Origin of the sequence: Paenibacillus contaminans (assembly GCF_003285015.1) — a bacterium.
Taxonomy (GTDB): domain Bacteria; phylum Bacillota; class Bacilli; order Paenibacillales; family NBRC-103111; genus Paenibacillus_V; species Paenibacillus_V contaminans.
The window spans coordinates 249,228-271,677 of the sequence record NZ_QMFB01000007.1 but is presented as its reverse complement, the minus strand read 5'-3'; the positions used below and the strand labels follow the sequence as shown (position 1 = coordinate 271,677).

At 41.5% G+C, this 22,450-nt stretch carries 23 protein-coding genes and 1 pseudogene; 5 read left to right on the top strand and 19 right to left on the bottom strand.

Features of this window, described 5'->3' with window-relative positions; genetic code table 11:
• Nucleotides 1-127: 127 nt before the first annotated feature.
• The 7 genes and pseudogenes from DQG23_RS14740 to DQG23_RS14710 form a co-directional block, all read right to left on the bottom strand.
• Entirely contained in the window at nt 128-475 is a 348-nt protein-coding gene (locus tag DQG23_RS14740; protein ID WP_113031614.1) for a hypothetical protein, read from the bottom strand.
• Nucleotides 476-611: 136 nt separating this feature from the next.
• Nucleotides 612-935, bottom strand: a complete 324-nt coding sequence (locus DQG23_RS14735) for a hypothetical protein (protein ID WP_146762310.1) — start codon at nt 933-935, stop codon at nt 612-614.
• Between the two features lie 139 nt (nt 936-1,074).
• Complete coding sequence (locus tag DQG23_RS14730; protein WP_192894590.1) at nt 1,075-2,115, bottom strand: NAD(P)/FAD-dependent oxidoreductase; 1,041 nt, start codon at nt 2,113-2,115, stop codon at nt 1,075-1,077.
• Nucleotides 2,116-2,315: 200 nt separating this feature from the next.
• Complete coding sequence (locus tag DQG23_RS14725; protein WP_113031612.1) at nt 2,316-2,765, bottom strand: GNAT family N-acetyltransferase; 450 nt, start codon at nt 2,763-2,765, stop codon at nt 2,316-2,318.
• A gap of 161 nt (nt 2,766-2,926) precedes the next feature.
• Nucleotides 2,927-3,436: pseudogene (locus DQG23_RS14720) on the bottom strand (GrpB family protein).
• Between the two features lie 174 nt (nt 3,437-3,610).
• The gene (locus DQG23_RS14715; protein ID WP_158560507.1) at nt 3,611-4,183 is read right to left on the bottom strand and encodes a VOC family protein; all 573 of its coding nucleotides are present in this window, start codon (nt 4,181-4,183) and stop codon (nt 3,611-3,613) included.
• A gap of 169 nt (nt 4,184-4,352) precedes the next feature.
• Nucleotides 4,353-4,829, bottom strand: coding sequence for a hypothetical protein (locus DQG23_RS14710; RefSeq protein ID WP_238177893.1), 477 nt, complete (start codon nt 4,827-4,829; stop codon nt 4,353-4,355).
• A gap of 918 nt (nt 4,830-5,747) precedes the next feature.
• Here DQG23_RS14710 and DQG23_RS14705 point away from each other — a divergent pair.
• A complete protein-coding gene (locus DQG23_RS14705) occupies nt 5,748-6,110 on the top strand; it encodes a hypothetical protein (RefSeq protein ID WP_113031609.1) in 363 nt (120 codons plus the stop codon).
• 404 nt (nt 6,111-6,514) lie between these two features.
• Here DQG23_RS14705 and DQG23_RS14700 read toward each other — a convergent pair whose 3' ends face one another.
• Nucleotides 6,515-7,537: a hypothetical protein gene (locus DQG23_RS14700; protein WP_113031608.1), complete on the bottom strand. Its 1,023-nt coding sequence runs from the start codon at nt 7,535-7,537 to the stop codon at nt 6,515-6,517.
• Between the two features lie 398 nt (nt 7,538-7,935).
• Between DQG23_RS14700 and DQG23_RS14695 the strand changes: the two genes are divergently transcribed.
• Both DQG23_RS14695 and DQG23_RS14690 read left to right on the top strand, forming a co-directional pair.
• On the top strand, nt 7,936-8,544 hold the full coding sequence (locus tag DQG23_RS14695) for a TetR/AcrR family transcriptional regulator (protein WP_113031607.1): 609 nt from the start codon (nt 7,936-7,938) through the stop codon (nt 8,542-8,544).
• Nucleotides 8,545-9,213, top strand: a complete 669-nt coding sequence (locus tag DQG23_RS14690) for a YqeB family protein (RefSeq protein WP_113031606.1) — start codon at nt 8,545-8,547, stop codon at nt 9,211-9,213.
• 125 nt (nt 9,214-9,338) lie between these two features.
• Here the strand turns inward: DQG23_RS14690 and DQG23_RS14685 are convergent, their stop codons facing one another.
• From DQG23_RS14685 to DQG23_RS14660, 6 genes are all read right to left on the bottom strand, one after another.
• Nucleotides 9,339-10,148 carry a VOC family protein gene (locus tag DQG23_RS14685; RefSeq protein WP_113031605.1) on the bottom strand — a complete coding sequence of 270 codons (810 nt, stop codon included), beginning with the start codon at nt 10,146-10,148 and terminating at the stop codon, nt 9,339-9,341.
• A gap of 292 nt (nt 10,149-10,440) precedes the next feature.
• Nucleotides 10,441-10,899 carry an SMI1/KNR4 family protein gene (locus tag DQG23_RS14680; RefSeq protein ID WP_113031674.1) on the bottom strand — a complete coding sequence of 153 codons (459 nt, stop codon included), beginning with the start codon at nt 10,897-10,899 and terminating at the stop codon, nt 10,441-10,443.
• Between the two features lie 160 nt (nt 10,900-11,059).
• The gene (locus DQG23_RS14675; RefSeq protein WP_113031604.1) at nt 11,060-12,361 is read right to left on the bottom strand and encodes a sensor histidine kinase; all 1,302 of its coding nucleotides are present in this window, start codon (nt 12,359-12,361) and stop codon (nt 11,060-11,062) included.
• Nucleotides 12,336-13,034, bottom strand: coding sequence for a response regulator transcription factor (locus DQG23_RS14670; RefSeq protein ID WP_113031603.1), 699 nt, complete (start codon nt 13,032-13,034; stop codon nt 12,336-12,338). The genes DQG23_RS14675 and DQG23_RS14670 overlap by 26 nt, the downstream gene beginning before the upstream one ends.
• A 178-nt stretch (nt 13,035-13,212) precedes the next feature.
• Nucleotides 13,213-14,142: a phosphatidylinositol-specific phospholipase C/glycerophosphodiester phosphodiesterase family protein gene (locus DQG23_RS14665; RefSeq protein ID WP_158560505.1), complete on the bottom strand. Its 930-nt coding sequence runs from the start codon at nt 14,140-14,142 to the stop codon at nt 13,213-13,215.
• Between the two features lie 231 nt (nt 14,143-14,373).
• Complete coding sequence (locus DQG23_RS14660) at nt 14,374-15,141, bottom strand: pirin family protein (protein ID WP_238177894.1); 768 nt, start codon at nt 15,139-15,141, stop codon at nt 14,374-14,376.
• A 242-nt stretch (nt 15,142-15,383) separates the two neighbouring features.
• Here DQG23_RS14660 and DQG23_RS14655 point away from each other — a divergent pair, with 242 nt between their 5' ends.
• The gene (locus DQG23_RS14655; RefSeq protein WP_113031600.1) at nt 15,384-15,656 is read left to right on the top strand and encodes a GNAT family N-acetyltransferase; all 273 of its coding nucleotides are present in this window, start codon (nt 15,384-15,386) and stop codon (nt 15,654-15,656) included.
• Between the two features lie 152 nt (nt 15,657-15,808).
• On the opposite strand, the gene DQG23_RS14650 is transcribed toward DQG23_RS14655, so the two are convergent.
• Nucleotides 15,809-17,737, bottom strand: coding sequence for an AraC family transcriptional regulator (locus tag DQG23_RS14650; RefSeq protein WP_113031599.1), 1,929 nt, complete (start codon nt 17,735-17,737; stop codon nt 15,809-15,811).
• A 253-nt stretch (nt 17,738-17,990) separates the two neighbouring features.
• Between DQG23_RS14650 and DQG23_RS14645 the strand changes: the two genes are divergently transcribed.
• The gene (locus DQG23_RS14645) at nt 17,991-18,290 is read left to right on the top strand and encodes a hypothetical protein (protein ID WP_113031598.1); all 300 of its coding nucleotides are present in this window, start codon (nt 17,991-17,993) and stop codon (nt 18,288-18,290) included.
• Between the two features lie 120 nt (nt 18,291-18,410).
• Here the strand turns inward: DQG23_RS14645 and DQG23_RS14640 are convergent, their stop codons facing one another.
• The 4 genes from DQG23_RS14640 to DQG23_RS14625 all read right to left on the bottom strand — a co-directional run bounded on the left by DQG23_RS14640 (nt 18,411) and on the right by DQG23_RS14625 (nt 22,345).
• Nucleotides 18,411-18,899: a DinB family protein gene (locus DQG23_RS14640; protein WP_113031597.1), complete on the bottom strand. Its 489-nt coding sequence runs from the start codon at nt 18,897-18,899 to the stop codon at nt 18,411-18,413.
• A 133-nt stretch (nt 18,900-19,032) separates the two neighbouring features.
• Complete coding sequence (locus tag DQG23_RS14635) at nt 19,033-19,644, bottom strand: DUF4304 domain-containing protein (protein ID WP_113031596.1); 612 nt, start codon at nt 19,642-19,644, stop codon at nt 19,033-19,035.
• An 89-nt stretch (nt 19,645-19,733) separates the two neighbouring features.
• A complete protein-coding gene (locus DQG23_RS14630; RefSeq protein ID WP_113031595.1) occupies nt 19,734-20,432 on the bottom strand; it encodes a hypothetical protein in 699 nt (232 codons plus the stop codon).
• A gap of 44 nt (nt 20,433-20,476) precedes the next feature.
• A complete protein-coding gene (locus DQG23_RS14625; RefSeq protein WP_113031594.1) occupies nt 20,477-22,345 on the bottom strand; it encodes a leucine-rich repeat domain-containing protein in 1,869 nt (622 codons plus the stop codon).
• Nucleotides 22,346-22,450 lie beyond the last annotated feature (105 nt).

The following is a 22,450-nucleotide window of genomic DNA, read 5'->3' as shown; positions in this document are numbered from 1 at the left end:
ATTATTGATTTACGCGGGATTTATCGGACCTGACCGGCAATTATTTTTGAGCCTTCAGACTCGAGTTTTCGTATTATGGGGCTGAGTATCCTTGGTTAAAAACTACTTTTGGGACGGCCCAAAATTATTAGTGTCCATATTGTTCTAATTTTATGAAAAGTTCATCACCATTTTCTTTTATACCCTCTCTATATTTAGCATGTATTTTGCTTTCACAACGTGCAAACCAATCATGAAAAACCTGTTTCCATTCTTGTATTTTTCTTTTTTCTAACAACAAATTAGCGTCTGTAGAATATTTATGAGAAATCATTAACAATAAATCGATATTTGCCAGAAGTGGTTGAGCGACATTATCATTATTTTTCATCCAATCAGTTACGCTCTCAATTGTTGAAATAGAAAACTTAATATAATCTACTCCAACATATTGGGCCAATTCATTTCCTTCTGGTGCCGTACTGAATATTTTCATTTTATAACACTTCCTCATAGGAATTGAAAAACTAAGCATCACTTTATAATTTAAAAAATCAAAATTCACTTGGCTTTAAATTCTCCAGCAGAAAATCCATTAGCTTGTAAAAAACGAAAAGGATTCATGGCCAATTTTACTCTGCGAAGTTTGAGTTATTTGAAAGACAAAATGATATTATTTCACTAACACATTTAGGTGTCACTTCTTGCTCAAGAACATTTTCATTTAAATTATAAAAACCAGGCTCAATATAACTACTTTTAATCACTTCTAACTTCGGAAATATACTTCCTTCTGTAACAAAATCAAGTCGGTATATTACAAGAAAATCTTTGGTTGGCGAAATAATATGTACCGCTTTTGCAAATATTTTATCATATGGGTCTTTACCGATATACCAATAAAATTCTTTGTTGTTGACTACAATCTTTCGCTTACGTTTTTCTAAAATCGCCAATTTCATCACCACAGTATATAAATTTTCTTCGCCACACAAAATTACTGATTGATCAATTATTGCTTATTATACACCAACAAACTCTTTCAGTACTTTATTTAAAGCAGCTTCTTACTCGATATCTACAATACGCACACGTTTAAAATCTGGATAACCGGCAGCATTCTAATTCTTCCACCCGTACGTTGTCTATTATTTCGCTTGCAGCCAAACGACTAATAACTGGAGCAAGCGTAATGGCTGAATGCATAACGATTAGATATAGCCCCTCTATCTGATCATAAAAGCCAACGATGGGGTATCCGTCTACAGGCATAGGTCTCATTCCTACCTTGATACTTTCCAATTCCAATTTCTCTCCGCCTTTTAAACCGTTACGAAGGATTTCAAACGTTCGTTTTCCAATTGCCTCCGGCCCATTTTCTCCGGACTCATCTCTATAATCTTCGGCCGCAATTAGCATACCGTCGGTTAGTTGTCTTGCTTCAAATTGTGAATTCGAAATTAAAGTATGAATTAAATTTTCATTCGATTTCATGCGAATCATAATAGAAGGCGAAGGAGCGACAGGAACATCGAGGCCTAACGGATTACAGAGTTCAGGTAAAGCTGCGCCGGTTGCTAATACGATAACATCCGATTCGATAAAACCGTTTGAGGTGTGAACCCCCACAACCTTGGCATCCTCTATCATTATTTTCATCACTTTCGTATCAAAAAGTATTTTCGCTCCATTTTCTTCAGCCTTATCCGCCAAAAGTTTTGTTGTCCAAACAGGATCAACAGCGCCTTCTTCGCGCGCGTACACGGCTTCATCCGGATATTCCATCAAGTTAGGCTCCAGTTCAATGATCTGCTGCCGATTTAATTTTTGTACACGAGACTCAAAATTTGCAGGAACTCCCCATGTCAGTGCTCCGTGCCAGTTTATTTTTAACTCAGGTATTTCTTTTTCTAAAGCATGATATTCGGTTAGTGCTGCATCATATAAAGGCCGATATTTTTGTAAAACTCGGCCCGACGTATTGATCCAAGCGAAAGATTTTTCGGTTACTTCACACGCAACCGTTGAATTGCACTCGATCAAAGTGACATCCTGATTCCGCTTTGCCAAGTTGTAAGTCATTGATGCGCCAACAATCCCTGCACCAATCACTACAATTTTTTGTTTCCTGATCATGCACGCGTTTCCTCCTGACACTAATACGTTATTTTTGATAGCTGGAGGTTCATGATTAACGTTTAAAGATAAAACGAACTCTCTGTTCGTAAAAAGCGCACTAGTTACTCCCCGCAAATGCTATCATTCTTACGGCACAGGCATATCACAAAGTTTATTGACGGGTTGGCTCCCATCGATCATCTCCATGATTTGTTAATTTATATTTCAAGTTCGACGACTGGCCCATCGGGTTTTGATTTTAACTCGTTTCGTTTAAATCCTAAACTTGCATATAGTCTTTGTGCAGCATCATTATCTGGCTTATAACTAACCTGTATTCCTTTACAATCGTTTTTTTGCTTGATAATGTCAATGGCTGCTTGAATCGCACGTTTTGCAATCCCTTTTCCCTGATATTGCTCATCAATCATCAAACGAGGTATCACATATATCCCGTTGTTTGGAACCTCATCCCACATTATAAATCCAACCATGGTCTCTTCCTTATAAATCGCAAGCGGTACAAATGAATAAAAATCAGTTTTTTGGTACTTGGCTTGTACAAGAGAATACAGATTTGAAGGTAAAAAATGTTCTTGTTCTTTTTTCACCTTTAATTTAATACATTCTTGCCAATTCTGATGGTCGATTTCTTTTAATGATATCAAAAGCTCCCCACCTTCCTATTTCCCTCAACCTTACAATAGATATCAAAATAATTCTTCGGAATGTATCGTTATTAATTAACTTTGCCGACAGTTAGAGGAAAAGGCTGCCGATTCGGCAGCCTCGCTCTGGGCGAACATTAAACTTTCTTCACCCGTTGGTTTTAAGTTGCCTTGAACCATGTGAACGCTTGTTGTTCCATTTCTTTTACAAACGCTTTTTTTGCTGGACTATAACCACTCGTGTCCTCGAAGCGTTGGGATAATTCTTCTTTGAAGCTGCTATACCTGACAACCTCTTTTGGATGACATCGCAAATAATCTCGAAATATGAGATGACGTTCGATTTCCGGGTTATCCAATTGGTAGAAATGAATATGATGCGTTCTAGTCTACCCGCCTTTTCGAAACAATCTCCTTCCTGAAATTCCCCATTCTCCTGCAATATCGTATTCGTAAGACAGCATTTCATCATTATATAAGTCGATTCTTTGTATATTGTTCACAATGCACATCATATCTATTACCGGTTTCGCCTTCATAACGGGAACGGATGTACTGCCAAAATGCTCGAAACGTACGATTTCATCCTTAAATATTGTCTTCAGAAACTCAACCTCATCCAGAAACATTCGAACCCAATCTTCACAATAATTCGATAACCTCACCTTCACTGCATTACCCCCTTAGTGAAAATTACCACTGCTCATTAAAAATGTTATAGATTTTTCTTATTTCATCTTTCACTCCCCGTTATTAGAGAAAAGGCAGCCGATCATTCTGACCGGCTGCCTTCGTCTATCTTCTGAGCTAATGTTCTCAATTGTGTAATAAGTCTGGTTGATCGATTATGGTTGCCAAACTTCCCATATGTTACCGTCAGGATCTGCGAATGTTATGTTGGGTCCGCTTGTCACCCGTTCTCCTAAAATATTCACTCCGTTTTCCTTGAAACGTTCTAACAGCTCCTGGATCCTTGGAGTAATGAAACATGCCATTGCATGGGGTTTGCCGCTGTCCAATGACCATGAAAAGCTTAGTCGACCGCCTTCTTCATCCGATTTGTGAAGGAACAGAGCAGGTACGACTTGCCTTAAACCAGGTGAAGGCAGATTTCCATTCCGATCGGGAAAATTCAAAACAGCTGTCGCCATCCCGGGCTCAACTCGGTCGTTGTTTGCAGGCTGGAATCCTAAATTTTTTTGATACCACTTGATCGACTCGTAAACATCATTTACCGGTACATAGATACAAGTTAAACCCGTAATGTCTTCCAGTCCTTCTTCCACTTGGATTTCCTCATCGAAAGAATCCATTCGGAGTGTATCCTCCTTTATGCTATTAATAACTTTAAGAGCTCTAGGAACTACATTAGGTTTGTACCCGTCTGCGTTTCGGTGGTTCTCTTTTTCTGGAAACATGCACTCATTACCTCCTGTCTTACTAAATATTAACATACGTACGATCCCGATCTGTGTATTTTTTTATCAACTTATATTGTAAACGGCTATTTCGTTTGATAAAAACAAGGAGCAGCTGCCGCGGCAAACTGCTCCTTGTTTCGTTCATCTATGTACCTGTTTAGCATAGTCAACTGCTGTACTTTTTTTTCCAACCATCGGACCAATCTTTAAACGTTCGTCCTGTTACTTCCTCTAGCGTTTTTCCGTCCAGGGAATACACGCTGCCATTCAGACCCTCGATATTAGGAAAAGAATATCCGCCAATAACCTTACCTTCGGCAAGCATAATATATACATTCGTTTTAGCTTTATTGCTTTTTTCCAGAGGATGATTCGACACAGTAAATCCATACACAGTTATTTCTTCACCAAAATACATATCAGGCTCTACAGTTTGAACCCTCCAGCTCTGCCGGTATGGTATTGTTTCTGTACTTCCGTAAAGTTTGCTTTTGTCTAAGAGGTACTTATCAGTTTCGCCTTTGTGGGAAGTAATTTTATAACCTTGATCCTCGACGTATTGCTCGGCTGTTTTTTCATCGCCTGTGACATCTTTGCTGCATCCAGCAAAAATTAGAAATACTATCGCAATCATTACTCCCATTTTTATAAATCCCCTCATATTTCCTCCGTAATTGTTTATTCTTTTAACGTTTCATTCTTGAAATTGGTTGCGAAAGCTTCTAGTATTCTTCTGAATCTCTTCAAAGTCATGCATACAACGGCTAACCTTTCAGATACGTCCTCTTTTGAACATGGATTTATGTGAGAAAAGACCACCAGCATGCCGGCAGTCTTTGGAGATGTTTAATGAGCAAATGGTTGCCGTAAGCGCAACTTATTTTAATCCCATACCTTCTCCTGTATTCCGGTTAATATCCTTTCAACTGGAGCCCATCCTATGAATTGGGGTTGGGTCCAACCTGGTGCTGGTCTAAGACTTTCAATTGCTAAATAGTTATCTATTCTTACTTTATCCCAGGCGTGTATTGCATCTCCATTCCCTAAAGACAAAGCTACGTGTCCCCAATTTTCCACTTCACCTTCGACCATGCCAGAACAGGAATAGAAAACAAAAGCTCCTTTCGGTGGGAAACCAATATTCTTGTGGGCTTCGTAAATGTTAGCGGACTCGCGAGCATCATCGCCTCCCTACATCTCAATTCCGTTGCTTCTTTCATAAGCATCTTCAACAAAACCGAGACACCGTAATTGGTAATCCTCCGAATTCAGGTAATTTATTGCCCATGCAATAGCATTTTCGATTTCCTTGTCAAATTTCAAATAGCAACCCCCCCATGTTTTGGTTAGCACCTACTAATATTACTCCTAGTTGCTGAGAAGTTACTGGTAAAAAACGATTATTATTAAAGTAGCCTTCCCGTTCATACTATAAGGGGTTCACCTCGAAGTAAAGCGCTATCCTCCAACATTTTGTAATATAATGATTTTAGGATTTCATCTTACCTATGAAAGGCTCAGCTAGTTTATTTAACACACAAAAGTACGGTGGTGAATTTGAATGAATGAAAAATTTTGGTTAGTGCTGCAGTATCCCTTGAAAAGCGTAAAAGGAAACCAACGCGACGAATGGTTAAAAAATAAAGTAACGGAATATTTGAATACATATTTATCTGATGCTGAACTTGGTCATGTCGATGGTTTTGATATGGGGAAATGCGTGTCTGACCCACATAAATATGTACTTAACATATTTTGTGTCATTACGGATGAAGAACGGGGTATTGCTTTGATAAAAAGAGTATTAAGAGAACACAGGCTTGATTATACTCGAATCAAAATTGCAACAATGCCCTTTGAGGAAGGAGAAACCTACACGCTGAAATATGCCTATAAGAAAGGCGTGACCGATTTTTCGCTATGACAGGATAATGCGGGTCGCGCACGTTTCCATGCTGAGAAAACAGGCTTATACGCGCTGCGATTCCTTTTGTGCCCCCTTGCAGGATCATCGCACATTTGCAGGAAATGCGGCTCGCCCACCGAACGGGAAAAGAGCCTTTATTCTTCGGACAGCTTTGACGCTTACTTTGAAAAGAACAATGGCAGGGCTGCCATTGTTCTTTTATCAGCATCAATTTTATGCAAACCGATGCTATTAACAATAGAACTCTCTATCAGTTCGGCGTATCCTGCTCAATCGTAAAGACTGTCGGTCGAAAACGTTCGAGCCGGTGCTAGATCAAATACGCTCCGATCATAGATGCGGTATGCTCGCCGAGCATTTCCGGCGCCCTCTCTGTGTGCGCTGCGTCCCCTCCGAGCCGTTCACTCCACACCTCCAGGCTGCAGCGAAACGATACATGCTCTCAGCTGATTCAGCTCCCTGAGCCCTTTCGCCTCCGCGCGCTTTGCATCCTCCAGAAACTTAATGGCATTAATGATGTTGTCCGGATCCTTTGGATCTCCCCCTCCGGGAAAAGGAAACAGCTCGGCAAGGCCTTTCAGCGCAGCAGCCACAGCTTCATAATGGCCAACACATTTCCGTATGCAAGCTTCAATCATCTCATGATCTTGAAACTCCTCCAAGAGCTCACGCAGAAACTGGACACCAAACTGGCGGAGCTCCGCATAGACGACAATATTGTAAGCGTTGAAAAAAGATACGATCCTCCCCCCTTGAAACGCCTCCATCCATGCATCATACGCGGCAAGCCCTTTGGCCAATTCCCCGTCGGCATGCTTTATCGGCTCCGCCGTATAGCCATGTTCAATCGCTTGATTCAACATACGGATGATCGCCGTCCGACGATCGGTCTTATTTCGGGTCGTAATGGAAATAAAACCGATTTCCGCCGTTTTCCCTTTTCCGATTAGATCGTAAGCGAGCGGCTCCTCCCGCAACTTGTCCAACCCGTTCAACTGCCGCTTGTTATCATCGTAGCCATAAACGAGTCCGAATTCGGCATGGAAAATATCCCATAGGATGATCGGGACGCCGCGGTCAATCGACCGTTGGGCCGTATCCAGCACATCGGTTACAGTGTCCGGTTCAACCGGCAAAAAGTTTAACACCTTAAAATCATAGCCAAGGTTGGCCAAAGCCTGCTGGAACCGCTCTTCGCCAGCATAAATGAACGGTCCTCCGATATGAACCGTATCCTTAAAAATATTCAGGCTAAACGCGTACCCCGCCAACGCATTCACTTCAGCAAGGGATATCCCCTTCTTGTCGGTGTATTGCAACAGACCCCATAGACAATACGTAACCGATGGTCTCGACCCGAGAAAATGGCTGTCGCCTACCCGCTCCGTATATACGGCCGGACGTTCCAAGCATTTTTTTGTCATTCTATTTTTCTCCCTTCGCTGGATCAAATGTTCATTGATATATACTCGTATACGCTCGTGCTGCAGCTTCTGGTGTGTACGGGAAATCGACTGCAATCAAAGCGGATTCCTCCTGATCCCGCTCATCGGCGGGGGGGTGTCCGAATTCAAAACGGTTCACGTTTCAACTCCTTTATGCGCTAGATAAACTCTCGAACAATAGATGCCAGAGGCGGAAGCTTTTGGACATAATTTTGAAAAATATTCTGGAAAACTGATGCAAAACCCTTTTTCTATGGATCCTCTAAGGTTTACCTGCTTGTGTACGGGTCTTACTCCATCCGCATTTGGATCGTTTTGACAATCGATTTAGCTAAATGTTATTATCTAACTAACGATAGGTAGAAAAAGGTGAGATGATGAGTAAAAGCGAAACAACAAGACAAAAAATTCTTGAAACGACCACCTGGTTAATTGGACAGTATGGAATTGAAAAATCTTCACTTTCTATGATCGCGAATTCTGTAGGCATACAGAAGCCATCCATTTATTATTATTACTCTTCGAAAGAAGAACTAATTGACGCTGTATTCACTTGGATTTTAGAGGGATATAGTTTTGATAAATACTTTCCTATTATGGCGTATACGAAAGAGAATTTTGTAGAGAAGATTATTAATGACGGCGTGCAGTTGTTGAATGAAGAATCTACTGATACACAAATGCTCGTTGTCCAAGTATTAAACGAGTTTTTATTATATGGAAATCGGGAATCATCGCATAATAAGGCGTATAAATTAAAAATTCAAGCCGTTCAGCAAGGGTTTATTAACGGTTTTGTACACTTAATGCAAAAAGGTGTAGAATATGGTCTTATGGAATCAAATGGACTACGTGAAAAAGCGGTTGTATTAGCGTTAACACTTGATAACTTATCAAACTATCCGATGATAGGAATTCAATTGGATACTGCAGCCGTATGGAAACAAGCCATTTCAAGTGTATTATCTGGAAAAGAGGGAATGTAAATGAGCGATAATCCTACATTATTAAATTTTTCAAAAACGGATAAGGTTATCATCTGGCTTGGGTTCCCTCTTATCGGTTTAGTGTTCGGTTGGTTTCTTCCGAGTATTGCTAAATGGGGGATTTCTTTGCCGTGGGTACCTTTCGAGGGACCTTTAACATTTGTTGCGTCCTTTAATGGAGCGTGGGTAAGTATCATTACAATGCTCCTTGGTTTGATCGCTGGACTTGTTTTGATTTTTGTATCTTTTCATGAAAGCTTAAAGATATCTATATACGATGATAAAGTTTTATTAAAACTTAGAGATGATGAAATTATCGTTAATAGGAAAGATATCTCCCTTGTATTTATAGATAAAAAACAATTAGTGTTATTAGGTAATGATGAGAAAGAACTTTTTCGTTGTACGCAGGAGCTTAATGAAAGCAAAGTAGGTGCAGCGTTTATTAATCATAATTACCATTGGAGCGATACAGATCCATTTATTATTGATTTTAAAACATGGGTACAGGATGCTCCTGACCTGTCCCCTGCTGCAAATGCTCTATTAAAAGCAAGGAAAATAGCAATTGAAGATGGAGATGATGAAGAAGTTTTTCAGTTGGCTAAAGAACTTTGGAAATTAAGAGTATCCGTAAAGGAAAAGAAAAAAAGGCAATACTATCGATAAAAATCAGCTAAAATCAGAAGGTATTTCTTGTAACGGTATTAACATGCAAATTGATTCGGCTCCTCCGTCACGAATCCGCGCCTCGCCCCTTCGAAAGAAGGAGCGGGGCGTTTATAGTAAAATTATTATTTGCAATTCCAAACATTAACTCGGTTTCCCTCCGGATCTATAAGGTAGAACGCCGCCCAAGTTTCGGGATTTCCGGAAATATCGGAGATCGTGTGTCCCTCTGCTTTTAACTTTTCCCAAGCCATTACAAAGTCTTTCTTCTTGGGCCCAATCCAGAAGTGCGGTTGTGTGGATTGATTCGTCACTAACGATTTCTCTGTATCGTCAGGAACTATCAAAACAAGATCGTGTACCTTGCTGCGTGCATCCTTGGCACCTAAGAGGGCGAATCCATTAGGAACTTCATATTCGAGTTTCTCCATACCAATTACGTTTTCATAAAAGGAAATCATGTCCTTCAAATTTTTTGCCCCAATTATCATCACGATGTCGGAGTATCCCGCAATTCTTGATTTAGGATACTTGGATCTCTCAGCATTCGATGTTACAGCAGTTAGAATCGTACCGCCGAAAGCATGAATTTCAAAACTTTCACGTCCGTCAGGTAAAGCTTTCATTTCGGAAGTTTTTATCCCATGAGTTGCAAAGTAAGATAAAGCGTTTTCTTTGTTTTCAATTTTGAAGCATAGTCTACTGTTACTTTCCGGAGCTTGTTTATAATTAAATTGCGGGTATTGGTTTTCGTATGATTTCAATACGACTTGACCCTTACCAGGGAACTTTAAGAAAGCCATTCTTCCTACATTTTCAAAGTTCGCTTTACAAACCCATCCCATGTGGGTACAATACCATTCAATCGCTTCGTCAAACTGCTCAATAGGAGCCATAATAAAACCGCCATCCCACATAAAATCAAATTGATTCATTTTAAGTCACTCTCCTTATCAATCAAAATTTGAGTATCCCGTTAATACATAGATGCCGCCAATAATAAATTTCTAACAAAAACTCCTCTAATTCATTCAATTTCGTTCATTTTTCATCGCTGTAACAAAATAAGGCCGCCGATCGTTCTTTCGGCAGCCTCGTTGACATTCTCGTACCCGCTTTATAGAAAATTAGGGGGGGTTAAATTTCATATATAAGTGTACCCCTTCCACCAAAACGGCGAAGGGAAGCCTATGCTTTCCCCAAGCAAAAGCCCCCTCCACACCCTTTTTAAGTACGCTCGTCAATCAACCGTTCTAAAAACTCCGCAAATGTCACAGCATACGTGTCGATTAAATCATTCATGAGATCATAACACATAATCGGAAATTCACCCTGCTCGTTTCTGGAAGATGTATCAAAAAAATAAAGCTCGTCACTATCCGGAACGAACAAGTCCATTCTGTTGGGAAACCGGCTTACCCACCAGTCCTCGGCTTTATTTAACCTATGTATGTACAGCAGGTCGCTGTCATCATACTCTCTGTGTTCCGGAGCAGAGACAGTTAAAATATTCCCGCCATTTAACCGTGCATTTCCATAATGAACCAGCCACCAGCGGTAAGACGGAGGCAGGCTGAACCCTAATTCCTCTTCCACTTCCGCTATCCAACTCTCTTCCGCCCCGTGACCGGGAAACCATTTTAACGCGGATGTCGTCTTCAGTTTGTCTGCCAAACGTTCATACATAGGTTCCATCCTCTCCCTCCTATTTCTTTGTCTAGTTCTATCTTTTTTATTTATTGTAACATATTAAAATTACTGAAATCAGTGTCCAACATCCCAACTTTCCTATGTCCTCTTAAACGAATGTTCACTGTTCGTGCTGGCGGAATAGAGCCTCTTAAGTTTATTTTAATCGGTACTTGGGCAAATGGACGATAACATTGAATTGATCGCCATCCACTTCGATGTTAATCTCTCCGCCATGCAATTCCACTATGCTTTTTACAATGGTGAGACCAAGTCCGGTCCCCTCGGTTTGCCGGGATACATCCGCTCTTTTAAAACGCTCGAACAACTCCTCTGCAGCAAAATCAAGCTCATACGCAGCTGTATTTTGGATTTTTAATCGTACTTGGTGATCTAAATCATCTAAATAAATATATATCCTGGTTCCTGGAAGGGAATATTTCATCGCGTTGCCGATTACGTTTTCGAACACACGCCATATTTTGTTACCGTCCAAATTTGCATAGATCGGAGACTTCGCTATTCTCTCTCTGATTTCGATTGCGTCATTACTCGCATGATGCTTGGATTCCGCGATCGCCTGCGTTAATAACGTTGCAACATCCAAATGTTCGGTATTGAGCTCAACGGCTCCACTAGTCATTTTCGACACTTCAAACAGGTCTTCAATAAGAATTTTTAGTCGTTGCGCTTTACGCTCAAGAATTTGAAGATGGGACTTTGCCGTTTCCGAAGGAAGCTCTTCTTTTTTTAACAAATCGACATAGTTGATAATCGAAGTGAGCGGCGTTTTCAAATCATGAGAGACGTTAGTAATGAGTTCGGTTTTTAGACGTTCGCTTTTGATTTGATTCTCCAGTGCATTTTGATAGCCCTTTTTCATATTGTTAATGTATTCCGCGAGCTTGGAAAGGACGTCTCTCCCCGTATCATGTATGGTGGATTCGACATGGCCGTTCGCAATTTCCATGGTAGCATTCATAATCACTGTAAAACGTCTAAGTTTGCTTAGAACGAAAGGAACTACCAGCATGATGTACAATAACATGTAAATCGTCAGCCATGCCAGCTCGATTCGGCTTGGATAGAAGAATGCACTGGAAACGACTAGACCGAATAATACGGTTAGAAAAAAGATGCCTATAAGTGCAAGGGATATTGTCGGGGCTTGGAGAACAGTTTTCACATGATCTTTCCATCTGGAAAAATAATATGTTACAGCACTTCTTTTCCCATTAAATTGGTTATTGCGAAGGAATACCTTTACCGTCAATAAAAGCGCCATCAATACCGGCAGAAATCTTTGAAAAAAATAAATGAAAAACCAGCTCAATCCCAGGTTTACGTAAAATCTTCTTTGCGTCCAGAAAAGTACCGCCAAAATCGCTATCGCAATAAAAATCATCCAATCGACCGGGATTTTCCGAATCGACTTAATTTTTTTCAATTTTATATCCAATTCCCCATACCACCTTTAAATATTTCGGATCCTTCGGATTGATCTCGATCTTCTCGCGAATATTTCTTACATGTACAGCGATTGTATTATCCGTTACGAAAAGCGGTTCATTCCATACGCGATCATAAATCTCTTCGATTGAGAAGATTCTGCCCTTGTTCTCCATCAGCAGCTCTAAAATTTTGTATTCCTTAGGGGTCAGCCTAACCCCCTCGCCATCCACCTCTACGGTCTTGGAGCTTTTATTTAGCACAAGTCCCCTTACTTGAATGATCTCATCCTCTGATTTTTGTATAGCGCCAAGGTTAGTAAACCTTCGCAGCTGCGAGCGAACTCTTGCAATCAGTTCAAGGGGGTTAAACGGTTTCGTCATGTAGTCGTCCGCGCCTACGTTAAGACCCAAAATCTTGTCATTGTCTTCAGACTTCGCAGAAAGCAAAATAATGGGTATGTTTTTGTTTTCGCGAATCTTGAACGTTGCTTTTATTCCGTCGAGCTGCGGCATCATAACGTCCATAATAATTAAATGAATGGTTTCCTTCTCCAAAATTTCTAAGGCTTCGAGCCCATTTGAGGCTGTAAAAACTTCTACTTGGTCATTTTTCAAATAAATAACCAACGCTTCTCGAATTTCCAATTCATCGTCCACGACAAGAATATGATGCATGGTCATTTGATTATCCCCTGTTAAAAAAGATATGAATATTTCAAGCTGTGAAATTGGAGTTAGCCGCCATTTTTTTATCTTGGCTTTTTCTTCATTCGTTTAAACATCATCTGGAGCAGATACGTTATGCTTATCAAAAAGTAGCCGGCCAAAGTTAAAATCAACCACTGTATAAAATAAAAATTCATAAGCCCTCCAGAATTGTATTTGCTTTGAATTTGGTAAATAAAAACTTCGCAGCAGAAGGAATATATCCAACCATTTGAAAAGGATTTGTATCATCTACTGCTTGAGCGAGTTCTGTTGGCGTAACCTCCAAGTTCGTATACACGCCGTGCACGCCGATGCTTTTTAGCACCTGCATAGTCCGAATGTTGTCAACCGTGTGCACGTAACTTTTGACACCCAGCTTACTCAGAGCATTAACCAAAGTGGGATTTACAATAACGCGATAAGCAGGCATAGCAACCGCGCTTATCTGTTTTTCCTTCACAAACTTAACGATGCTTGAAGCTGAAGCGTTTGATTTGTAAAGGGAGTATACGGTATTTGGAAAAGGATAGATGTTCATAACGGTCTCATACATCGTTGGACTGAAAATTTCGGGAATTATTCTTTCAAGCAGAATAGGATCCAGCCGAATTGCCTCCGATACCAGAATCTCGAATTGTCGCCGTATATGTTCTGTATTGCTCTCCTTCGAATCGATTATTAAATAGAAATCAGGATAATCGATCATTAATTGCAAAATCTCCGTCATCGTTAAGGAATGAAATTTCCCCATAATAAGCGATCCTTGAAATTGCTCTACTGTCATTCTTGCTTTGTTTTGTGAAAAATCGTGCGATGCAATAAGCTCCCCGTCCGCAGTATTTACGAGATCAGTTTCAAAGAGCCGGTAACCTTTAAGGTAGTTGGAAACGAAAGCTTCGTAAGAATTCGTATAATGGAAACCTTCAACTCCTCCAAAAGCATGGGCAATAAATCTGCTTTCTTCCCAGCCGCCGATCGGACCGGCTGAGACCCGATTTTCCTCGTCAAACCGGATATTACCCAAAACGCACCATTTATAAACGATTGTAATTAATATCGTTAAGTATATGATTTTCCTCATCCTCGTTATCACCGCCTTCATGCTGATATAAGCCATACTACCGCATGAAAATGAAGGGGAATTTCATAAAAAACGAAGGAAAAAATGAAGAAAAAGATGAATGTCCGCTGTTTCTTCAGGAAAAACCCCTGTAAATGGAAATAGGCCGCCGATAACGGCAGCCTGTTGTTTTGGGTCTCTTATTTTGTAATGCAGTCCTTCAGATTTTCTCCCGCGCCTCTTTTGTGTACCTTATTTGAGCTCTTTATAGGACGGATATGGAAGAACGCTGGGAACTTGAATGAGCATGATATGGGAATCCGCCTGTTCCTTGGACTGTATATGTAAGGTTTGCGTCATTTTCGCTTCGCAGACTGTGAAATCATTGGCGTTTACTTGATGCATATCAATCCCAAATTGCCAGGTCGACTCCCCCTTTACGGCAAGCCCTGCAATAGAATATCCTTCGGGAATCACATGCTCAAACGACTGCCCCGCAGGAAGGTTTAGCTCCCACATTTGAGCGTCGGCTACCGTTCGAACCGGTGAGTCTGCACCCAGAATTGTTTTGATTGTTGCCTTGTTTCGGATTTGAACAGGAAAATCCCGGTCTTCATAGTCCGCATAAGTTGGCGTTGCATTGTTCGCCTCACCCATGAAGGGTTCGAACCAGATTTGAAACCCCGACGTTTCTTTCCCGTACTTTTCGGCATGTTGAACCCCTGTACCTGTTTGCATGAGCTGCAAACCGCCTGCTTGGATCGTTCGCTCATTCCCAAGCGTATCCCGATGTTGAACGGAGCCCTCTACTAAATAGGACAAGATCTCAAATCCACGATGAGGGTGCATAGGGAGAGTCGCCTCTTCCTTTGTGCGAAACCATGCCCAGTAAAATAACGTTCCAACGCGATCGACAGCCGACCCTTCCCCTGGAAACCCGATCGGTTTTTGCTCCGCAATTTTACCTTCATCGAATTGTCCTGAAGCTTGCTTATCAACAGAATAAACCCGAATTGTCATCACAATCATCCTTCCTATATAAGCATATAGCTTCCTCAAACAGTTGCCTGCATCTGTTGTCGCATGGTAACATGAACACAGAGCAACGACACATTCCCTTATCCTATGGACACTTTATCAAATTATGATTAACCTGACAATCGCGTTCGGTTTAAGTATGCTCCGAAAATGGCACCTGAATAATCATGGATCACACACATTCCGTTGGACATCAAAAAAACTAAGCGAAGGAGCTATGGATCATGTTGGAGATAAAACAAGACGGAAACTCTTTTTATCTTGGCGAAGCAAGCGATAAAACAGCCGAGATTCACTTTGTACCGAACGGAAATAACTTGATCATCGTGGATCATACATTCGTTTCCGAGAGCCTGCGAGGCCAGAAAGTCGGGGATGCGCTTGTGAAACGCATCGTTGAATACGCCCGCGAGGAACAGCTTAAAATCCTTCCTCTTTGTCCGTTTGCCAAAAGTCAGTTTGATCGTCACCCGGATTACCATGACGTCTTAGCGTAAGAACCTTTATCACGATGCAGAGCGGAAGGCAATCGCCTTCCGCTCTTTCTTTTATGCATTCCGCAAGAGGACTTCCGCTTATTCAAAGTCAAACTCAGCCCCTAGACAGGACTCGCCGTGCCGCCAATCTGAAGCCATAGTAAACTGGAACTTTACCGCTTCTTGGTCAGGACATCCGCCAAAATGTCGACTTGCTTCATCGCAAAGATGGGATCGTTAAACAGAAACTGATCGAAGTCAATCTTATACACACGGTTGTTTTTGACGGCATCGAGATTTTTCCACAGACCGCTTGCCATAAGCTTATCAACTGACTCTTGAGCGCTGGAAGCCGCGGCCACAATGAGATGATCGCCGACGTATTCAGGAATGGCTTCCTCTGTTATGTCCAGATAGGAGGATTCGTCGTCAATACCGTTGATGACATCTTTGAGAACTTTCTCCTGCGGCTTTAATCCCCAATACGAATACAAAATATTGCCGCCCATATTGCGATCCCGATAAATCATCCGAGCCTTCTCGCTCCGTACATTTAGAATCGTGAAAGTCTCGTCAGGTCCGAACGATTGCTTCACACGTTCTTTCGTTTGAGCAATCTTATCTTGAAATTTAGTAATCCATTGCTCGGCCTCTTCTTTCTTATCAAGCAAATCCCCAATCAACCGGATATCTTTCACCGGATCTTGATTGGCCTCAATGACGACGGTCGGTGCGATTTTATTAAAGCCCTCATACCCTCCGCTCGGTTCGAGATAAGCTTCAATTAAGATAATCAAATCCGGCTCCAGATCGGCAATCTTCTCGAGATTAAGAGGAGCGCCCAAATCCACGACGCCGGTCGTATCCATTGCGTCCTTGGAGTATTGCAGAATGTAAGTCGCAGCACCTAGCGGACGTTCACCTAATGCCAGCATATGTCCGAGATGATAAGCGGTGACGACGCGTTTCGGTTTCGCCGGAATTTCCGTCTCGCCGTATTTATGCTTGTACATTCTAGTTTCGGAAGAAGGGCTTCCCTTGCTTTCCGTGCTTGCATTGATGCCGTCGCCCGCTTGGCACGCGCTGATGAGCAGTGACAGGCATAGCATGACCAAGGCGGTCATTGAAGATTTTGATCGGTTGTTCGAAATCAATTGTATCTCTCCCTCATCATGAGAATGATTTTCATTTACATTCTGATTATAGGAGAGTGTCATAGGCGGAACAATGGAGGATAGTGACGTATTTAATGGATTAAGATGGAGCGCGTTATCCTCGGACTCCCGTTTGCGGGTTTGAAGCGGCGAGACCCCGAACTGTTTTTTGAACAACCGGCTAAAGTAATACACATCCGAATAGCCGACGGATAAAGCAATTTCCCGCAGATTAAGCTTAGTGGTTAGTAAGAATTGTCGTGCTTGCTCCATTCGTATTCCGATGATGTAGTCATTCGGACTTTTGCCAATCTCCGCCTTAAACAATCTGTACATATAGCTGCTGCTGCAGCCGAGCAGATCAGCCAATTGATCCATGCTTACGGCTTCGGTGTAATGCTCATGGATGTAACGCAGGGCGTACGCCACAAGATCCGAGGGACTGCCCCTATCTTTGGAATTCTTCAATTGACTGAACAACTCATATATAAATTCAAACAGCATCGATTTCATACGAATCTGGGCCAATACGCCGGACTGCTGCCATTCTTCGTACATTCGGCGAACCAGGCTGTGCACCAGCCCGGGTTCCGGAAGGATAACATGGTAGAAATGGCCGAATGATTGTGGCTGTGCGATCAAACTAGCAGCGGGCTTGGAAACGGGCAGAACTGCTTTGTAGTAAACGAGATAAAAAGAAAATTCATGCTTCGCAGGCATGATATCCACATTCATCCCTTTGCCTGCGTGCAGCAGATGATGCCGTTTGAGATAACATTTATGATCATCGATTCGCACGTAAGCGCTGCCGCTAACCACAAGCAGAAAGATGTTCGCAGGAAGCTGATAAGAAAGCAGATCCTGCCCCTCCCACAGCACTTTATAGCGAACATCCAATACAGTGGCAGCCGCCTGATTCCACAGTTGCATCTGCTCATCCCAATTCAATACCTACACCTCACGATTGCCATTTGCAGAATTGGGGTAATTATAATCGATAATAATTCTCATTACAAGAGGTCAGATAATCGGTTGAGCAGGTTTTTATTTTTCATAGGATCTCCACATTTACCCTTCCTCCCCTAGCCAAAGTAATGAGATAATGTACTTGGTCTGTATCAATTGTCCCCTTGCAGATCATTCGAAATTTACAATGGAATGAAGATAACTATGTCGGACTGCTTAATGGAGGAAAAAAGAAATGAAACGAGAACATATCGTCCATTTTAAAATTATAAGCAAGGCGGGAACGCGTCAGCTAAGAGGACTTATTTATTTGGAGGAAAATCAGGAGCCGACATTACAAGACTTTGAGCAGTGCCTTAAAGACTGCGGTCACGATGTACGCATAGAAAATAAGGAGCAGTTCATTTTCAAAGCGTTTAAACCCGGAGAAGAGTATCTGATCGATGTTCTGGAAGATTACGAGGATCCGCAAACAAGGGATCGGCATGCGGAAAGCTTGTTCAAAACGTTTATGAAGGACAATAATCCCTTATAGTTGCCATGTGACGACCATTACGCTAAATGATTATAAAAACAGTCGCAGAGTGCCGGCGGTTACGCCGGAGACCTGCGACTGTTTGGCGTGTATCGAATCAAGAACCTTCGTTCATTAGGCTTACTCGTCGGCCGAAGGGCCATACATGCCCGGCACCGGAATATCGAGAAGCCGTAAGTATACCCCTAGCTGCGCACGGTGGTGGACCATGTGGCTTAATCCGAAGGAGCGGAGCGCGAGCGCCCGCGGTTGGCGAAGGATCACATGGTCTCCGTGGCGCAGCGTCCATTCCTCGCCGAGCGTTTCCTCGTCACATTCGGCTAGCAGTTTTTCAAATTTGCCGACGTTCGCGTCGAACTCCTCCAGAACGTCAGCGCGTTTGTCCAAAGGCTCCCGCCGTTGCGGTACGGTCGAAAGATCGAATTCCCTTTGTTGTAAAATCGCGATTTGCCAGTTCATCAGATTAATCAGGTGGGTAGCCAACCCGCCAAGCGTCATCGATTTCTCGTGCGGCTTCCACGACATATGCTCCTCGGGCAAGCGTTCCAAAACGCGGCGCGTAGTGGCCAGTTCATGCATTGCGTCGCCGACGATCAGTTGTTTGACCATATATACCTCTCCTTCTTATGGTAAAGTATACAATAAACTGGGACCTAGTGGAAAGCTCGTCCCCATTAAGGTAATGTCTTGACCCGAACGGTACCTCTTCCTTTGATTTCACATTTACGTCCACTATGCTGACTTATAGCGTATTAAATTCCACTTCGTATTTATCGAAGATGGCCTTGTATTTATTTTCGAATATGGTCCATCGCTGTTCTGTTCCGTGCTTTTCATGCAATGCCTTCAAGTAATGTTTGGCCGCTCCTACATCATTGGATTGTAGTAACAATTGAAAGCTCTCTTCGCCCAGATGTAAAAATGGACCTGAAGTGTAATAATCAACAATGGATCTCGCACTAGTCATCGTATCATAGAAATGAATAACCTCTTCTAATCCGCTTAGCAGCGTATTTCTTAAATCATTCATATTCGTATCAGCAGTGATTGCAAACCGGTCTGGAGCAGACTCAACAATTTCCCTCATTCTTGCTCGAAAGTGACACTCCGCTTCTTGAGGTGCCGTCAGAATCTCTTTGGATTGTATCTGTGCCAGCTCCGCTGAATAAATACCGCAGTTCACATAAAACATTACATTGTCCGCTGAATTGCCGGAGGACTTTTGGAAATTGAACATGTAGATGAGGCTTTCCGATATCTTACTGAAATTCAAACTCTTCTTTGCGAAGCCATGCTTGGCCAGGAACGGCTTTACGTCCTGCTTCATCATATCGTTAAAGCGCTGCTGCAACATGATCCCTCCATTTTTTTCAAATAAAAACTCTTAAAAATCTGTTCTTTAATTGCTACTACATACTTGCTAGCTTGCATTCTTTAAAAGACTTAATCGGGCTTAATCCTTCTCAGTTTGATTGCAGACAAGACATCATTATTCAAGGCTGGAGGCAAATCAAAGTTGGATCCTAACCAATAGTCACCAAAACGTTTCATGATCAGTACGTCCCCGCATAGGTAAAATGCGTGTGTAGGTCCCTCTTCTTTGGGGCCAATATAATGCCCGTTTAGCCATACATCTTCAATCGGCTTATCAAACAACATCTGTATATTTTCAAGTTTCCCTTCTATTGAATAAAGATGGTTGCAGCCAAAAACAACCTCCTGTAAACAAAAACTTTTCAGAAAATGATACAAAGAGTCATTTACCACGATAAATCCCTCTGCATCATCATCCCAAAGCAAGCGTTCGTCGCAGTAGACAGGTGAATCTTTGTTGCCCGCCTCCACTTGGCAAGTCCAGTTTGCTTGGTTTTCCTCGAGAAACGTAACCTTATCCTGCTCCTTCTTCAACCGCTCCACCGAATAAAGACAATCCTGTTGTTGAAAAATTTCTGGGGAGTTCTCGAGGTGTTCGTCCGAACCGTCTTTCCAGCGTCCTGCGAAAGCATATAATTCATGCAGCGCCTTTGGCAGATATGCTGGAATCTCATCCACCTGCACACCGTAGGTGCTGTCGTACGTTCCGTACCAGTTAATCAGAAAATCCTTTAGATCGTCCAATTGATCCGTATCTTTCAGCAGCACTGTAATTCCTCCTGACTAACTTTCAGTTGGATAATGTAGTAACCTCAATAAATCAAAATCCCATTATCAAGAACAGATTTGTTTTGCACTTGATTCCCCAAAATATATACTTTTTGTAATTTTTTCAGATTCACCAGAGGCTCTACATTTGAAATAGCGTTATTTTCTAAATGAAGCACCTCAATTTGTTGCCATTTTTTCATGAAATCCAACGATTGAAGCGAACTGTCTTGCATCGTAAATGAACGTAAGGCTGTCAAATTAGCAAAGTGAGGCAATACGTTATCCATTTCATTCACATTCTCATTACCTATTTGAAAATATGCATGATTCAAAGTTAAATGTTCCAGTGTGTTATTTGAAAGCGGAGCCTGATCATTAAATTCGAGCTTACATTCATAACAATTTATCGTTTTTACATGCTGCAAATTGAAAACCGCACTCGTTTCCTCGTAAAAAGACGTCTCATTTAGATTTAATGTTTGCAAACTAGGCAGACTATTTAAAGAACGGATACCTTTAAAGGTTCCTTCCATCACTGAAAGTTGTTCTAACTGCGGGTACTTCACTAAATCTGCTCCATTCAAATCATTCCCTATGCCTCGTATATAAACAGTTAAAGATTTTAAAGCAGGCGCCTCTAACTTTGTTAGGAAAGAAGTTGATAATTCAGCTTTCTTTAAATTCGGCAACGAGAATGCCGATTCAGATCCATAATAACCGGTTATCGATAAATCGGTCAGTGAAGTCAAGCTATTCACAACCTCAACAGATCCCAATTGACTTAGAGATGATACATGCAGCTTCGTCAACGATTGCTTATTTCTAAGGCGTTCTAAATTCGTAATGGCGGCATTCTCAATATCGAGCGATTGCAGGTTAGGCATGTTTTGAATAAAATCAAGCGTTTTTAAATTCTTTACAAACGAAAGCTTCAACTCTTGTAATTGACTCAGTGAATAAAGCGAACTGAAATCTGTTGCATCGCTATAATTTATCGCCAACGACTCTAAACCGGTTAATGAAGACAACCACTTTACATCATTGATAAACGTTATTCCTAATGACTTTAACGGCAGCTGATTCAGCAGATGGAAGTCTGTAACGGATTCATCGACATATGTAATTTCAAGCGATTGTAAATTCGGAAACTCTAACAATAAAGCCATTTCCGCATTGCTTCGAATTTGGGTAGAGAGTTCTACTATTTTAGCTTTATCGCCAAAATAATGTGCAAACGAGCTAAATGATTCGTTAAAGCCGCCCGTATAACCTTTTAACCCTTTTAAGTGTCGAAAACTCACTTTCCGACTTTGCGAAATTTCGTATTCGTTCATCAAATGTAACTCCGTTAGTCCGCTAAATGTCTCAAAGTCTTTTTGTTCGATTCTTTGCGTATTCAATATCTTATCCGTAATGACATAATCGGAAATTTTAGCTTGCTCATTCGTGAACGGATCGTCAAAGCTATACGCAAAGTGCCATTGATCTTCATATTTGCGAGTAGACAAATAACGGATGCTTGCGATTTCTTCTTCTGTAGGCATAGCAGCACCTTTGTTAAAAATATCTTTCAAAAAGAACAGAAGGACTTCGCTCTCAGGCATGGATCGAATCGATAACTTTACTTCCCTGCTGTCATCCGATTTATTGTTAGTCAAAAGGAAATAGCCGACTATAGAACAAATCAGTACGAGCGCCACAATGAATACCGTCTTTACATTCGCCTTTGGTTGTGCTGCCGTATTCGCAGGAGATGTCCCGTAGTAGTTGTTGATCGTTTGGTCAACATAATAGACGTTATTCTCCTTCAACAATAATTCCGTTTCACAATAAGGACATTTGAATGTTTTCCCTGTTTTATTTTCGATTTTTCCATTACAATTTGGACAAGTTAATTTGATAAATTCCACCGGCCGACCCTCCGAGTATTCATAACTATGAAGATAAATTCTATCATTCCTTTTGTATAACGAAAAAACAAAATAAAAGGTTCCCAAATCTACCCTATTTATTTT

Coding starts and splice junctions, on each gene's coding strand:
- DQG23_RS14695 (WP_113031607.1), top strand. CDS start 7,936: ATGAGTAAAAGCGAAACAACAAGACAAAAAATTCTTGAAACGACCACC.
- DQG23_RS14660 (WP_238177894.1), bottom strand. CDS start 15,141: ATGACAATTCGGGTTTATTCTGTTGATAAGCAAGCTTCAGGACAATTC.
- DQG23_RS14645 (WP_113031598.1), top strand. CDS start 17,991: ATGAAACGAGAACATATCGTCCATTTTAAAATTATAAGCAAGGCGGGA.
- DQG23_RS14640 (WP_113031597.1), bottom strand. CDS start 18,899: ATGGTCAAACAACTGATCGTCGGCGACGCAATGCATGAACTGGCCACT.
- DQG23_RS14665 (WP_158560505.1), bottom strand. CDS start 14,142: ATGAGGAAAATCATATACTTAACGATATTAATTACAATCGTTTATAAA.
- DQG23_RS14635 (WP_113031596.1), bottom strand. CDS start 19,644: ATGTTGCAGCAGCGCTTTAACGATATGATGAAGCAGGACGTAAAGCCG.
- DQG23_RS14715 (WP_158560507.1), bottom strand. CDS start 4,183: ATGTTTCCAGAAAAAGAGAACCACCGAAACGCAGACGGGTACAAACCT.
- DQG23_RS14730 (WP_192894590.1), bottom strand. CDS start 2,115: ATGATCAGGAAACAAAAAATTGTAGTGATTGGTGCAGGGATTGTTGGC.
- DQG23_RS14705 (WP_113031609.1), top strand. CDS start 5,748: ATGAATGAAAAATTTTGGTTAGTGCTGCAGTATCCCTTGAAAAGCGTA.
- DQG23_RS14740 (WP_113031614.1), bottom strand. CDS start 475: ATGAAAATATTCAGTACGGCACCAGAAGGAAATGAATTGGCCCAATAT.
- DQG23_RS14690 (WP_113031606.1), top strand. CDS start 8,545: ATGAGCGATAATCCTACATTATTAAATTTTTCAAAAACGGATAAGGTT.
- DQG23_RS14700 (WP_113031608.1), bottom strand. CDS start 7,537: ATGACAAAAAAATGCTTGGAACGTCCGGCCGTATATACGGAGCGGGTA.
- DQG23_RS14680 (WP_113031674.1), bottom strand. CDS start 10,899: ATGTATGAACGTTTGGCAGACAAACTGAAGACGACATCCGCGTTAAAA.
- DQG23_RS14685 (WP_113031605.1), bottom strand. CDS start 10,148: ATGAATCAATTTGATTTTATGTGGGATGGCGGTTTTATTATGGCTCCT.
- DQG23_RS14710 (WP_238177893.1), bottom strand. CDS start 4,829: ATGGGAGTAATGATTGCGATAGTATTTCTAATTTTTGCTGGATGCAGC.
- DQG23_RS14655 (WP_113031600.1), top strand. CDS start 15,384: ATGTTGGAGATAAAACAAGACGGAAACTCTTTTTATCTTGGCGAAGCA.
- DQG23_RS14670 (WP_113031603.1), bottom strand. CDS start 13,034: ATGACCATGCATCATATTCTTGTCGTGGACGATGAATTGGAAATTCGA.